Genomic DNA, 13,004 nt, shown 5'->3' on the forward strand with positions numbered 1-13,004 from the left:
AGCCAACTTGTGAATAGCTCTATGCACAAGCCGCGGTGCGCCCAATAAGGGCGGATGGTCAGGGATACGTATGTCTTCGGGGAGATTTAAGGATCGCTAATCGTTTCGTTCATAGAGGCCAAGGAACCGGTGGGGCTTATCTGAGGGGTAATGCCCCTGTTCCCGGCTGCTTACGTTAGCAGCATGGAGGCTTGCCGTCCCTGCAACGAAACGAGCTATCCGTCTCATCCTTTCATACGATATTTCTGACCGCAGCGGCAGCTGCGGTTTTTTATTTGGAATTCGGAGGGATGATTTGATGCCGGTACTCAGTGTGAAAGAGGTAAGCAAAGAATGGAACGGAAACGTCCTGTTTCAGAATCTATCGTTTGAACTGGCGGAAGGAGAGCGCATGGCGCTCTTCGGACGCAACGGCGCGGGCAAGACCACGTTGCTGAAGGGACTGATGGGCGGGGTACCGTTCGATTCGGGCACGGTGTACCGCGGCCTGCCCGTTCAGGAATGGGGGCTGCTGGATCAGCAGCTGGAGCCCCGGGAAGGAATGACCGCCCGACGGGTCGTTCTGGAAGGGAACGCCGAAGCGGCGCGCCTGAGAGCCCGGCTGGAGCTGCTGGTGGGCAGGCTCCATAGCGGCGGAGGAACGGAAGAGGCCGAGCTGGCCGAATACGGCGAAGCCTATGAGGATTATTTGCGGGTGGACGGCTATGGCTGGGAAGCAAAGGCGGAAAAAGCGCTGCGGCAGCTGAGTCTGCCGCAGGAGGTCTGGGACCTGCCCTACCGGTCTTTGAGCGGCGGGCAGAAGACGCGGGTGCAGCTCGCCTCGCTGCTGGCCCGCCAGCCGCGGCTGCTGCTTCTGGATGAGCCGACGAACCATCTTGACGCGGAAACGATGGAATGGCTGGAAGAGTGGGTATCCGGCTATTCGGGAACCGTGCTGTACGTCTCGCATGACCGCCGCTTTATCGACCGCACGGCAACATCCTTGCTGGAGCTGAGGCAAGGTGGCGGCAGGCGTTATGCGGGAGGGTATACGCAGTACCGCGAGCAGAAGGCCGTGGAGGCCAGAGAACAGGAAGCCCGGTACAAGAAACAGGAGCTGGAAAAGAAAAAGCTCGAGGAAGCCATCCGGCGGTATGCGCAGTGGTTTCAGCAGGCGCACAACTCCGCCGGGCAGAACGATTTCCTGCGGGCGAAGTCGAAGAAGAACGTGTCCCGGCTGCATGCGAAGGAAGCGGCGCTGGAGCGGCTGAACCGGGACCGCACGGCGGAGCCGCGGGACAGCGCCAAGCTGAACCTGCGGCTCACGGGCGGGGAGTTCGCCGCCGGCACGCTGCTCAGGGCGGAGCACGCGGAATTCGCATATCCCGGCGGGAGTCCGCTGCTGAAGGACTTCAGCTTCACGGTCCGCCGGGGCGACAGGATCGGCGTGATCGGGCCGAACGGGGCCGGCAAATCAACTCTGTTGAAGCTGCTGGCGGGTATCTATGCGCCGACCGGCGGGACGGTCGGTCTGCATCCGCAGACAAGGATCGGTTATTTTGCCCAGGAGCTGGAGCAGCTTGACCCCTCCTCTACCCTTCTGGACAGTCTGCTTCAGCTTCCTGAAATGACGGTGACGGAGGCAAGGACGATTCTCGGCTGCTTCCTGTTCTCACGGGAAGACGCCTTCAAACATATAGGCAGCTTAAGTCTGGGGGAGAAATGCCGCGTGGCCTTCCTGCGGCTCTACTTCGGGCGGGCAAATCTCCTGGTGCTGGACGAACCGACCAACTACCTCGATATTGAGACGAGAGAGGTCATTGAGGAGGTTTTGCAGGCATACCCCGGTGCGCTGCTGCTCGTCACGCATGACCGGTATTTGCTCTCAAATGTCGCCAATCGGCTGGTGGCACTCGAACGCGGGCACTTTCCGAAACAGTTTCCCGGAACCTATGAAGAGTACCTGTCCAAAGACCGGGAGCGTTTGGTGACGGAACGGGAACGGGCCGAGGAGGATGAGCTTGGCGTGCTGCAGCTTAGGCTTGCTCAACTCATACAGGCCGAAGTACCCGAGAGCGACGAGGAGAATACGGCGCTGCTTCTGGAGATTAAGCGGCTGCGCCAGCGGATCGGGGAGCTGAGGAAAGAGGGATAGACGGTTCTGCTGTTAACGACAGAGGCTGCCCCGGCATGAATCCATGCCGGAAGGCAGCCTCTTGTCGTTTCTATTTCATGCCTAGAACCAGCGCGTTCTCGACCGCCTTTTTCAAGACCTTGCTGGAATTGCTCGCGCCGCTTACGGCATCCACCTCCAGCGACTGCTTGGTGACGATTTCCTTTAGAATGACTTCGGCCGGAGCGCCATGCCCGTTCTTGTGCTTCAGCAGGTCAATTCGGGTCACTTTGCCGTTCTTCACGCTAACCTGAACTTTGGCGTCGATAAACCGGACATCGCATTCTCCCACATAAGTGCCGTCTGCCAAACGGGAAAAAGGAATGTCGGAGACAGTGAGATTCGCAACCTTGTTCTGGTAGCTCTTAACTTGATACAGATAAGTGAGGCCCCAGCCTGCTCCCGCGAGCACTATAAGGGCGGCCAATATCAGCAGTTTCTTTTTCACAACTTTAACCTCCTAAAGCGAATGGGCTGTATCGTACTAGAAAAAGCTTTCGATTCTCGAAGCCAGCCGGGCCGGAATCTCCGTCAGCTTCTTCGCACCGGCGCAGACGACCTGGCCTTTGCGCGTCATCCCCGAGATGCGGAAAAACTCGTTCATGGCCGCAAGACAGGCCGAGCTTTGGCGCAGCATCCGGTTCAGCGGGAACGGCGTGTTGCATGCCGTCATCAGCAGGTACTGCTGACGGCTGGACAGCGTTGGCTTCGGAGCAAGCCCGGCGCCGCTGCGGTCCATCGCCTTGCCCGCCAGCCTGTCGAACATTAGCTTGACCTGTCCCGGCACATTGGCGTAATAGGTTGGGGCGGACAGAATAACGAGGTCGCTGGAGGCCAGCCGTTCCCACAGCTCGGCTAACTCACTGCCGGGAGGGCATACTCCGGTTGTCCTACACTCCGGGCAGCCCTTGCAGGCGGTAATGTCCACCTCGTACAAGTCGCAAAAGTCGGTCTCCCAGCCCGCAGATTTCGCCGCCTGAACGGCTATTTGCAGCATCTTCGCCGTGATTCCATCCGGTCTGGGGCCGCCCTTAATGGCCAGCAGGCGTTTCGTCGCCATGCTCCCCCTCCTTCACGAGCATTCTCAGCAGCAGATTGCAGCCGTACTCCAGCAGCTCGGCGGGCGTTCTGCCCATCGTCTCGGAGATGTAGCTGCTCTTGCGGTTAGCCAGAATAATCAGCGAGGACAAGCTGCTCCAATAGATCAGAATTGCTTCCTTGATTCGCGTACACGGCAACACCGTGCCTTCCGCGATTCCCAGCCAGACCATCTCCCCCAGCGCGGCGTTAATCTCCTCTCCGACATTGAAAATATCCCGCTTCACCTGCGGCAAATCCGGTCTGTCCAGCGGTTGGGTCTGAAAATCGACAATCCGGCCGAACAGAAAGGGAGATGCCTCATAGAACGCCATCAGACTGGAGCAAAGGGCGCGATATTTCTGGAAAAAGCCCTCATTACCCCTAAGGCTCTGCACAATGTGCTCCTTGAGCTCCAAGAATCCTTTCAGCACGATCCGATCGTGAATCTCCTCCTTGCTCGGAAACTGAAGGTACACTGTGCGCTTGCTGTACTGGGCGCTTCGGGCAATGTCGTCCATCGTTGTCGCGTCAATGCCTTTTTCCGTGAACAATTGCTCCGCCGCACTTAGAATATTCTCCTGATGAAGTGCCGAGATCGTCTCTTTACGTGTGGCCCGATCCATATTGAATACCTCCGGTTGCAAAAGTAAACTGTTAGTTTACCTGAAGAGTAGCATCTTTTTTGCGAGGTGTAAATCCACTTTTTCACATTTAATCTCTGCTTTACATTTCTCATCCGTTTCATTTTACATTTCACATCCGTTTTGGCAGGAGCGGGGAAGGGGCAATACCCTTTCGATGGGGCTCTCAAGATCGAGCTCTCAAGATCGAGTTATCAAGACCGGCACTTAAGATCGGACTGCCAAGATCGGGCACCCTAGATCGGGTTAACTTGACGATGAACGGGAATTGTTCCGCCTTATTTCTTGGTTTACAGCTGTTTTGAGAGATTTGCTGGAATTTCTCCGTCTTATTTGCTCAACTTTCACTTCTGTGGGCCAAAACGGCAAAATAAGCTGGAGAAATTCCGTTTTACCGGGCTGGAAGGTGCTGGAACGGGAGGATGAGCGGGAGATTTTCCGGTTCATGGCGTGAGTGTGCGTGCCTGAACAGTAAAAGGAACAATCCGAAAGCGAAGGAAGGAAGAAGCAGGCAATCCGCAGGAAATCCGATCGAACCGCCGAATGTAGTAAACGGAATTACCTTGGAAGAAATATCCGGATTACAAAAGGAGTTGTCAGGAATGCCTACATGGATCTATATGATCAGACATGCCGTTTCACCGTATCAGCCCGGGCAGGAGCGACAACGCGGCCTTTCGCTGCAAGGGACATTAGATGCGTTAAGAGTGAAGGAGATTTTGAAGAACGAGAATATTGCACATTTTGTATCCAGTCCCTATGAGAGATCGGTCGCAACCCTGCAGCCTGTGGCGGAAGAGGCGGGGAAGGAGATTGTTTTATACGAAGAACTGAGAGAAAGAGAGTTTGGAACGATAAGCAGGGAGTATGGGGATGATGAGCTGCTTGCTGTGATCCGGCGTTCTTTTGAAGACAGAGATTATAAACTTGAAGAGGGAGAAAGCACCAAGGAAGCCGAAGAACGAGCCGTACCGATTATGGAGCGTCTGCTGCGGGAACATGAGGGGGGCAAAATAGCAATCGGTACCCACGGCAATATTATGGCGATCATTATGAACTATTACGATAAGTCATACGCATTCGATTTCCTGATGTCGACGACCAAGCCGGATATTTATAAGCTGGAGTTTGCGGGGGAGAGGCTTGTTAAGTTGGAGCGGTTATGGGGGGAGCAGCCCGGTATCGATTAAAAAGCCGCCCCGGCGGGACGGCTAAAACTAACTGTTCAAACGTTTATGGTTCTGATGCGCCAGCGTGATTAAAGCGACGTAGATCGGCTGGACGTTGAATTTTTTGCCGAACTCGAATTTGTATGAACCGATTTGCGGATTGTTGGTCTTGAAATAAGGCGATTGAATGTAGTGGATCGTGATCTCGCTGTCGTCAAACCCGGTGCCGCCGGTCTCCATCGTTACTTCATAAATCGATTCAAGGGAGATGGAGGCGACCCGTGTCTTTTTGCCGGTCACGCCTTGGTGGTCGATAAAAATCAGCCGTTCGTCCGTAATGATAAATGTATCCCGTACTAGCCGAAACCCCATCTGGATCTTCTCGTCCGGCATCAGATAAGCGCCGTATTGTCCGGTCAGCTCCGAAACGGAAACCTCGGAATAATTGCCCAGCAGCCCGCTAAACAGATTGGCCATTTCAAATTCCTCCTGAAGTGTAGAAAATAATTGGATATGCCTGATTAGTTATTCGGCGTTCAAGGTGCCGGTTCCTTCTGGCTGCACCCAAATACCGGTTGACAGATCGTTCAAAATACGGAGCGGCTGAGCCGCTTGAATCGACGCAGGAGCGCGCTCGCTTGCGTTGTCCGATTTTTGCGTCACGTTGGGGTTGTGGTTGCGAACTACCTTATAACCGAGAGCAGTTTCGACAGTCGTTTAAGCAGAGAGAGAATGGGACAAGGCTAATCGTACTGCAACCTTTTCCTATGTGAGCCGTCTGTTAAGAACAGGCATCATGATCAAGGTTCCTAATCAACAGGGAGATGACACATATGAACAAGTATATAAAAATATCGGCGGCTAGCATCATGCTTACGGGAATGCTGAGCCTTGCCGCATGCAGCTCCGAAGGTGGCGGAGAAGCTTCTCCGCCGCCATCCGCCGCCGTGCCGTCACCCGCAGCGGCGACCGCTCCGGCAACGGCTGCAGCCTCTCCGGCAGCCAGTGACGCCGCCCCTACGGGCAGCCCGGCCGCTTCAGCCGCGCCGTCGGCCGCTGCATCGCCCGCCCCCGGCGGCGGCATGGGGCAGAATACAGCCGCGCTGCTCCAGGAGCTGCTGGAGCTTGCCAAGCAGGGCAAGGCGCCCGGCATTCCGTTCGCCGCGCATACGGATCTCATCGACGATGTGAAGAAAGCCTGGGGCGAGCCGGAAAAGGAAGAAAGCGCGGGCAAGGGCATCTACGCCACTTACAATGCCAAGCATGTGGTGATCGGTTTCAACAAGGGCAGTCTGATCTTTGATGTCCGGTCCAGCGCCGCCGATTTGCAGCAGCTGACGCTGAAGCAGATTGAGGAAGCGCTCGGTAAACCGAATGACGTAAAGACCAGCGGGAACGACAGCATCTACATTTACAATGCGGGCGCGCAGTATCAGTTGAAATTCGTGATTCTGAAATCTACCGGTCAAGTCGATCACATTTCAGTCTTCTCCGAGCAGGATTCCATCAACAACATGGCCGGGTAGCAAGCAGGACGGCGTACGCAGGTTCGGGCGCTTAAGAACAGTCAGGAGGGACTTCCCGCCTGGCTGTTTTTTTTGCGAGTGCATGGACAAGTATTTGGAGTAAGTTTCGAAGCTAAGTTAGCCGGGTTGAAGCGCAGACACGCGTTATGATTTTTTTGTTGTTGACAATAACGAATTTACGCTGTATATTTATCTTAAATCAAAGACATTTGGATTAAAGAAATTATAAACAAAGATGTTTGGGTCAAAGATATATGCAGGAGGTGATTCAATGCCCAATCAATTGGACGACGCTCAAGCGACTTCCCTTAAGCTGTTTGTTGTTCTATCCAAGGCTTACAGAGCGATTTCGGATCAAGCTATAAAGGATGTCAGGCAGTACGGATTGTCACCTTCCGAATTTGCGATTCTCGAAGTGCTGTATGCCAAGGGGAAAATTCCCATGCAGCAGATTGGAGAAAAGATTTTAATCACAAGCGGAAGTATTACCTACAATATCGACAAGCTGGAGAAGAAAAATCTGTTAAGACGCGTGCCATCCCATGAAGACCGGAGAGTGATCTATGCTGAAATCACGGACGCCGGAAATGATTTGTTTAATCGGATCTTTCCCGAACATGCCGATAAAATCCATTCACTAATGGAGGGGATTTCCCAGGATGAACAGCAGGAAGCGATTGTACTGCTTAAGAAATTGGGGAAACAGGCGAAAGGTTTAGGCTAACCGCTTCTATAGTTTAAAAATCCAATTAGGAGGCTGTGCATTATGCAAACGATGGTGTATACCCCTGCTTTGCAGGGAAAGGGCGAATTTGACGGCGGGAAAATCAAAGAACAAAAGCCGATTGGCTTTTCGGGCGAAGGATCGGTGATCAATCGGGTGGGCCCCTTATTTTATTGGGCATGGGCCACTTCAAGCACCGAAGCCAAGATCGGTCTGCACCCCCATCAAGGTTTTGAGATTTTGACATATGTAGTGGAGGGCAATGCCTTTCACGGGGATACCTTAGGTACGGACAGCACAGTGGGCGCAGGCGGGGCCCAGGTCATGCAAACAGGCTCGGGCGTAAGTCATCAAGAAAGGCTTAGTGCAGATTCGGAGCTTTTTCAAATATGGTTCGAGCCGGATTTGACGGAAGCGTTTCGGAGAACGCCAACTTACCGGCAGTATGCGCATGAAGATTTTCCGCAGGAAACGAGCGAAGCTGGATTTACCGTAAAGACGGTTATTGGTCCCGGCGCTCCCGTTCAATTGGTCACAGACAGCGAAATGTGGGATGTTGAAATAGGCGGTGGTGCCCGGTATGTACAAAAAGTACCTGCTGGCTATACTTTAACGGCTTTAGCCATTCGCGGGCAAGGAACATGGGGAGAGTCAGGAGCATCGAAGGAGCCTGTGCCTTTTCGGCATAAAGATTTCATCATTAAAGCCGTGGAAGCCGATACGGAGGTAGAAATAATGAACTCGTCTGATCAAGACGCGCTACGTCTGATTTTCATCAAGGTTCCTTCCAAGGTGAGTTATCCTCTTTACCCTAAAAGAAAGTGATTTCTATCGATTTTTGTCAAATATCTTTAAATAAAGATTTTTTAAACCAAAACAATTAGGAGATGATTTAAATGGTAGCATTGGGATTACTGTTGGTTCGTTTGGTAGTGGGACTGTTGTTCATCGGGCATGGCGCTCAAAAGCTGTTTGGCTGGTTCGGTGGTTATGGCCCGAAAGGAACGGGGGGCTGGATGGATTCAATCGGGATTAAACCGGGCGTATTCATGGCAGTGCTGGCGGGACTGCTCGAGCTGCTCGGAGGTGTTCTTTTTGCTCTCGGACTATTCACTCCGCTTGCCGCCTTGTTTATTACGCTGACCATGCTCGGCGCCATCGTTAAGGTGCATGGCAAGAACGGATTGTGGGTAACCGCCAATGGCTATGAATATAACGCTGTCTTGATCGCGGTAGCCATCGGAATTGCTTTGATCGGTGCAGGGGCATATTCGCTGGATGCGGTATTGAATATTTAATTGAGAATGATCTCGAATCGGTGAGTACAAATCCACTATAAGAAAGAGGTTGTTATTATGACGACAAATCCATTCATGAAAGCAGCGAGATTTCACCAATATGGAGGAGCGGATGTTATCCGGTATGAGGATGCACCCGTTCCGGAAGTAACCGAGGATGAAGTGCTGATTAAAGTTGCCGCCACCTCATTTAATCCGTTCGATGCAAAATTGCGTTCGGGGGCATTTCAGGCGTTTCTACCGATCGAGCTACCTTTTACGCCCTCTGTAAATGTCTCAGGCACTGTTGTGAAAGTAGGCGACTCCGTTACAACGTTTCGGGAAGGAGACAATGTTTTCGCTTATCTTGATGTGACAAGGAATGGTGCCGCCGCAGAGTACGTCGTCAGCAAAGCTGTTCATATCGCTCATGCACCCAAGACATTTGACTTGCACGAATCGGCCGCAGTACCAAGCGTAGCGTTAACTGCCTGGCAAGCCTTATTCGACTACGGTAATCTGCAGTCCGGTCAGCGTGTGCTTATTACGGCCGCTGCAGGTGGTGTCGGAACGTTAGCCGTGCAATTGGCGAAATGGAAGGGGGCTTACGTAATTGGTACGGCGTCTGGAAAAAGCTTTTCCATGCTTGAACAGCTGGGCATCGATGAAATCATTGATTACAAAAAACAATCCGTTGCTGAAGCATTGAAAAGCAAGGTAGACGTGATCTTCAATCTCTCGCCTGCCGGTAAAGAGGAATTAAACAGCCTTTTGCAGCTGCTAAATGAAGGTGGAACGTTCATATCCGCCGTTTCTCCAGCTGATGAGAACATGGCGAAAGAACTGGGAGTAAAAGCCGTTCGATTAAACTCTCACCCTGATGCGGAGAAATTAACCCAAATCGCTGAATTACTCGATGCAGGGCTACTGAAGCCGATTATTACGGAAAGAACAGGTCTTAGCGAACTAGCGGAAGTCCATCAGAAATTTGATGACGGAAAAGTTAGCGGAAGAGTATTGATCATCGTTGACGGAGTAAAATAATTTTTTTCAAGGAGGATTCAGGGATGACAACTTTACGGGATTTTGAGAACAAAGTGGTGCTCATTACAGGAGCCGCAACCGGAATCGGACGCGCCGCGGCGCTTGCATTTGCGAAACGCGGGGCAGCGATAGCCATCGGTGATGTAGATAAAAGAAGCAATGAAACGGTCAGGCTGATTGAAGAAGCGGGAGGAGAGGCTGTTTTTTACAAAACAGATGTGTCGAATAAGGAGCAAGCCGCAGCTTTGGTTGAACAAACGGTCAATCGGTTCGGCCGCCTGGATCACGCATTTAATAACGCCGGAGTCCTGCCGCCTTCCAAACCGTTTATTGAGATGGATGAAAATGATTTTGACAGAACGATTGCAGTCGATCTTAAGGGTGTATTCCTGATGATGAAATATGAGATCGAAATGATGCTGAAGTCCGGCGGCGGTACGATTGTAAATACGGCGTCTATCGCGGGACTCATCGCAGATCCGTTCATGGCTCCTTACGTGGCGGCGAAACATGGCGTGGTAGGCCTGACCAAAGCGGCGGGCATCGAGTATGCTTCGCAAGGGATTCGGGTAAATGGGGTAGCGCCAGGACTCACTGAAACCCCTATGATTAAGGAGTGGCTGGATGATCCGGAAACCCGAAAAGTTGTATTGGCAAATGTTCCTGCTGCGCGAATGGCCCAACCTGAAGAGATTGCGGAAATGGTCGTTTTCTTATCCTCTTCCGGAGCAAGCTTTGCGGCGGGGCAAACCTTCCCGGTGGATGGCGGTCAAACCGCCCGCTGATTGATATGTTACTGCAGAGGAGGTGAAACATATGAGCAAACACGCAGGCGAGGATTGGATTGCAAGCTGGTATGCAAGTCCGGAGCCCACATGGGGCGACGAATTTCCATTCTTAACGAATCTTCCTGAAAAGCTGAACAACCAGACGATTCGTCAGGTTGCGCGAATCAGTCTTGGTGGCCAGCGGGTAAGGGTTGAACTGTCCAACGAATATGGCAAGCGGCCGCTGGTCATCGGCGAGGCTGCTATCGCTCTGACAGGAACGGGTTCGAAAATTGTCCAAGGATCGAACCGAAAACTCGCATTTAGCAGAAAAAGATCCATTGCGATACCTATTGGAGCAACGATTTTAAGCGATCCGGTCGAGCTGGACATCGATCCGCTCAGCAGTGTGAGTATCAGTGTATTTTTGTCCGAAGAAACAGAGCCAACAACCTTCCATTGGGATGCCCGCCAGACGACTTATATAGCAAATGGGAACCATATATCAGACATAGACATTGATGCAGATACCACTACTGTCGCAAGTATGTACTTAAAAAGAATATTCGTTGATGCGCCGATGAATGCGGGCACCGTTGTGGCGATAGGGGACTCTCTTACCGATGGGGCTTCAGCCACCGTCGATGCCAATACGCGTTGGCCGAACTTCTTGGCCAATCGCCTTGTACCACAAAACGTATCTGTCCTCAATGCGGGAATATCGGGGGGGCGCTTGCTCAGCAACGTAAAGGGAATCAATGTGTTGGCCCGTTTCGACCGCGATGTACTGAATCAGCCGAATGTGAAGACCGTGATTGTGATTATAGGGAGCAACGATATCGGCATGCCAGGCATGGCCTTCGCCCCGACTGAATCTTTACCTGCGGCTGATGCGCTTATTGCGGGCTACCGTCAACTCATTGCACGCGCTCATGCCCGCAATGTCCGAATCATTGGCGGAACGCTGCCGCCGTTCCAAATGTATTATACGGAGGTCAAGGAAAAGCTGCGCCAGCAGGTAAACGAATGGATTCGGAGCGGAGAGTTCGATGCCGTATTCGATCTCGATGCCTTATCGAGAGATCCGGATCACCCTTCACGTTTTTTGCCGGTGTTTGATTCAGGTGATCACCTTCATCCGGGTGACGCCGGGAATAAGAGGATCGCTGAAGCGATGGACCTCGATATGCTCTTGGCTGACAGAAAATAAATTGATTATGTTTTAAAAAATACATTCATTTCTTGAGGAGGAATTCATATGTCTAAATTAAACATTGGAATTATTCTGGGAAGTACGCGTCAAGGCCGTTTGAGTCCGCAAGTAGGCGAATGGGTAAAGCGTATCGCGGACCAGCGCGGCGACGCCAATTATGAAATTGTGGATATCGCCGATTACAAGCTTCCATTGCTTGGAGAAGCCGATGCTGCAGCGCAGGCGGCTGCCTGGAATGAAAAGCTGGATTCCTTGGACGGCTTCGTCTTTATCGTTCAGGAGTACAATCACAGCATTACGGGTGCGCTCAAAAATGCCCTCGATTATGCACGCGAAGCATGGAACAATAAAGCGGCGGGAATAGTAAGCTATGGCGCTGTAGGCGGCGCCCGTGCAGCTGAGCATCTGCGCGGCATTCTGGGTGAACTGTCCGTAGCGGACGTTCGTATTCATCCGGCTTTATCCCTCTTCACTGATTTCGAGAACGGGCAGACATTCAAGCCGGCCGATCTTCACCTCACGAACGTAAATGGCATGCTGGATCAAGTGCTCGCCTGGAGCGGCGCGTTGAAGACGCTGCGCTAATATGAATCCCTCTCACTGCCAGATTTGAACTGTGCTTCAATGTGGACAGCCGAAATAAATAACGTCATGCAGTAAAAAGATGGCTCCTGAACTTCATCGGGAGTCATCTTTTTACTTGCCCCTCTTTAGGGAATGCCGTCAGGTGTTTCTTCTTAGCTGGAGTCCCCTGGTAAGGGCCTGTTATAATAGCGGGAAGAGTTCCGGCAGGGAGTGGGAGGATCGGCATGGTTCTGGAATTTAATGAAAATGGGCATACAGTATCCGCCGAGGAAATAACGGTTGAATTGTTCGCCAAAGAGTTCGCCCTATTGCGGTTCCTGTACCGCAACCGGGGGCGGGCGTTCAGCCGGGAGCAGCTTCTGAACAGCGTATGGCCGCTCGAATATCCGGTAGAACGCACGGTGGACGATCATATCTACCGGCTGCGCAAAAAGCTCGGCCCGTTCGAAGGTCTGACGATCCGCACGGTCCGGGGATTCGGATACTGCCTGACCGTGAGGGAGCAGGCGCCGGGCATTGACGCCAGCCCGTCCGCGCAGGACGGGGAACTGCGGGAGAAGATGCGGGAGGTATTCGTCAAATACCACCAATACGGACAGGGGAAATCGATGCTGGCGCTTGCCCGGCAGCAGGATATTTTGGGCTACGAGTTGGACCCGTTCTACTCTGCTTACGTGCGTTTTGTGCAGGGCGATTTGGAGTGGCTGCTCACGCTGGCTCGACTTCCGTCGGGTTCATTTATAGTAGCCGCTTCGTGATACTTGAAAAGCACCGCACATCTTCAAGACCTGCATTCAGCAAGGGTGCCCTTTAAAATTCGTGGAAT

General features: G+C 52.5%; 15 protein-coding genes. 11 read left to right on the forward strand and 4 right to left on the reverse strand.

The genetic code is table 11. The annotated features are described in order from the left end of the window. The first annotated feature begins 298 nt into the window (after positions 1-298). Positions 299-2,134: a ribosomal protection-like ABC-F family protein gene (abc-f, locus tag PSAB_RS05540; protein WP_025333583.1), complete on the forward strand. Its 1,836-nt coding sequence runs from the start codon at positions 299-301 to the stop codon at positions 2,132-2,134. A gap of 70 nt (positions 2,135-2,204) precedes the next feature. Here the strand turns inward: abc-f and PSAB_RS05545 are convergent, their stop codons facing one another. From PSAB_RS05545 to PSAB_RS24475, 3 genes are read right to left on the reverse strand one after another with little or no spacing between them, the layout of a single operon-like run. Continuing rightward, positions 2,205-2,600: an FMN-binding protein gene (locus PSAB_RS05545; protein WP_025333584.1), complete on the reverse strand. Its 396-nt coding sequence runs from the start codon at positions 2,598-2,600 to the stop codon at positions 2,205-2,207. Positions 2,601-2,636: 36 nt separating this feature from the next. Beyond that, complete coding sequence (locus PSAB_RS05550; protein WP_025333585.1) at positions 2,637-3,212, reverse strand: flavodoxin family protein; 576 nt, start codon at positions 3,210-3,212, stop codon at positions 2,637-2,639. Next, on the reverse strand, positions 3,184-3,855 hold the full coding sequence (locus PSAB_RS24475) for a TetR/AcrR family transcriptional regulator (RefSeq protein ID WP_025333586.1): 672 nt from the start codon (positions 3,853-3,855) through the stop codon (positions 3,184-3,186). Before PSAB_RS24475 ends, PSAB_RS05550 begins: the two co-directional genes overlap by 29 nt. Before the next feature lie 620 nt (positions 3,856-4,475). Here PSAB_RS24475 and PSAB_RS05560 point away from each other — a divergent pair. Beyond that, positions 4,476-5,063, forward strand: coding sequence for a histidine phosphatase family protein (locus tag PSAB_RS05560; protein WP_025333587.1), 588 nt, complete (start codon positions 4,476-4,478; stop codon positions 5,061-5,063). 27 nt (positions 5,064-5,090) lie between these two features. Here PSAB_RS05560 and PSAB_RS05565 read toward each other — a convergent pair whose 3' ends face one another. Further along, the gene (locus PSAB_RS05565) at positions 5,091-5,519 is read right to left on the reverse strand and encodes a PH domain-containing protein (protein ID WP_025333588.1); all 429 of its coding nucleotides are present in this window, start codon (positions 5,517-5,519) and stop codon (positions 5,091-5,093) included. Positions 5,520-5,875: 356 nt separating this feature from the next. Between PSAB_RS05565 and PSAB_RS05570 the strand changes: the two genes are divergently transcribed. From PSAB_RS05570 to PSAB_RS26345, 9 genes are all read left to right on the forward strand, one after another. Next, positions 5,876-6,568 carry a YjgB family protein gene (locus PSAB_RS05570; protein WP_025333589.1) on the forward strand — a complete coding sequence of 231 codons (693 nt, stop codon included), beginning with the start codon at positions 5,876-5,878 and terminating at the stop codon, positions 6,566-6,568. Positions 6,569-6,839: 271 nt separating this feature from the next. Next, positions 6,840-7,292, forward strand: coding sequence for a MarR family winged helix-turn-helix transcriptional regulator (locus tag PSAB_RS05575; protein ID WP_025333590.1), 453 nt, complete (start codon positions 6,840-6,842; stop codon positions 7,290-7,292). A 42-nt stretch (positions 7,293-7,334) separates the two neighbouring features. Next, positions 7,335-8,117 carry a pirin family protein gene (locus PSAB_RS05580; RefSeq protein ID WP_025333591.1) on the forward strand — a complete coding sequence of 261 codons (783 nt, stop codon included), beginning with the start codon at positions 7,335-7,337 and terminating at the stop codon, positions 8,115-8,117. A gap of 71 nt (positions 8,118-8,188) precedes the next feature. Next, positions 8,189-8,590 carry a DoxX family protein gene (locus PSAB_RS05585; protein WP_025333592.1) on the forward strand — a complete coding sequence of 134 codons (402 nt, stop codon included), beginning with the start codon at positions 8,189-8,191 and terminating at the stop codon, positions 8,588-8,590. Between the two features lie 57 nt (positions 8,591-8,647). Beyond that, entirely contained in the window at positions 8,648-9,613 is a 966-nt protein-coding gene (locus tag PSAB_RS05590; protein ID WP_051529727.1) for an NADP-dependent oxidoreductase, read from the forward strand. A 23-nt stretch (positions 9,614-9,636) separates the two neighbouring features. Continuing rightward, the gene (locus PSAB_RS05595) at positions 9,637-10,398 is read left to right on the forward strand and encodes an SDR family NAD(P)-dependent oxidoreductase (RefSeq protein WP_025333594.1); all 762 of its coding nucleotides are present in this window, start codon (positions 9,637-9,639) and stop codon (positions 10,396-10,398) included. A gap of 31 nt (positions 10,399-10,429) precedes the next feature. Then, positions 10,430-11,590, forward strand: a complete 1,161-nt coding sequence (locus PSAB_RS05600; RefSeq protein ID WP_025333595.1) for an SGNH/GDSL hydrolase family protein — start codon at positions 10,430-10,432, stop codon at positions 11,588-11,590. A 48-nt stretch (positions 11,591-11,638) separates the two neighbouring features. Continuing rightward, positions 11,639-12,178 (forward strand): NADPH-dependent FMN reductase, encoded by a 540-nt coding sequence (locus tag PSAB_RS05605; RefSeq protein ID WP_025333596.1) that lies wholly within the window; start codon positions 11,639-11,641, stop codon positions 12,176-12,178. Between the two features lie 224 nt (positions 12,179-12,402). Then, the gene (locus PSAB_RS26345; RefSeq protein ID WP_025333597.1) at positions 12,403-12,936 is read left to right on the forward strand and encodes a winged helix-turn-helix domain-containing protein; all 534 of its coding nucleotides are present in this window, start codon (positions 12,403-12,405) and stop codon (positions 12,934-12,936) included. Positions 12,937-13,004 lie beyond the last annotated feature (68 nt).

The sequence above is a fragment of the Paenibacillus sabinae T27 genome, from assembly GCF_000612505.1.
GTDB lineage: Bacteria > Bacillota > Bacilli > Paenibacillales > Paenibacillaceae > Paenibacillus_AQ > Paenibacillus_AQ sabinae.

Excerpts from the sequence above, each read along its gene's own strand:
- abc-f (WP_025333583.1), top strand. The coding sequence starts at position 299 with ATGCCGGTACTCAGTGTGAAAGAGGTAAGCAAAGAATGGAACGGAAAC.
- PSAB_RS05550 (WP_025333585.1), bottom strand. The coding sequence starts at position 3,212 with ATGGCGACGAAACGCCTGCTGGCCATTAAGGGCGGCCCCAGACCGGAT.
- PSAB_RS24475 (WP_025333586.1), bottom strand. The coding sequence starts at position 3,855 with ATGGATCGGGCCACACGTAAAGAGACGATCTCGGCACTTCATCAGGAG.
- PSAB_RS05560 (WP_025333587.1), top strand. The coding sequence starts at position 4,476 with ATGCCTACATGGATCTATATGATCAGACATGCCGTTTCACCGTATCAG.
- PSAB_RS05565 (WP_025333588.1), bottom strand. The coding sequence starts at position 5,519 with ATGGCCAATCTGTTTAGCGGGCTGCTGGGCAATTATTCCGAGGTTTCC.
- PSAB_RS05570 (WP_025333589.1), top strand. The coding sequence starts at position 5,876 with ATGAACAAGTATATAAAAATATCGGCGGCTAGCATCATGCTTACGGGA.
- PSAB_RS05575 (WP_025333590.1), top strand. The coding sequence starts at position 6,840 with ATGCCCAATCAATTGGACGACGCTCAAGCGACTTCCCTTAAGCTGTTT.
- PSAB_RS05580 (WP_025333591.1), top strand. The coding sequence starts at position 7,335 with ATGCAAACGATGGTGTATACCCCTGCTTTGCAGGGAAAGGGCGAATTT.
- PSAB_RS05585 (WP_025333592.1), top strand. The coding sequence starts at position 8,189 with ATGGTAGCATTGGGATTACTGTTGGTTCGTTTGGTAGTGGGACTGTTG.
- PSAB_RS05590 (WP_051529727.1), top strand. The coding sequence starts at position 8,648 with ATGACGACAAATCCATTCATGAAAGCAGCGAGATTTCACCAATATGGA.
- PSAB_RS05595 (WP_025333594.1), top strand. The coding sequence starts at position 9,637 with ATGACAACTTTACGGGATTTTGAGAACAAAGTGGTGCTCATTACAGGA.
- PSAB_RS05600 (WP_025333595.1), top strand. The coding sequence starts at position 10,430 with ATGAGCAAACACGCAGGCGAGGATTGGATTGCAAGCTGGTATGCAAGT.
- PSAB_RS05605 (WP_025333596.1), top strand. The coding sequence starts at position 11,639 with ATGTCTAAATTAAACATTGGAATTATTCTGGGAAGTACGCGTCAAGGC.
- PSAB_RS26345 (WP_025333597.1), top strand. The coding sequence starts at position 12,403 with ATGGTTCTGGAATTTAATGAAAATGGGCATACAGTATCCGCCGAGGAA.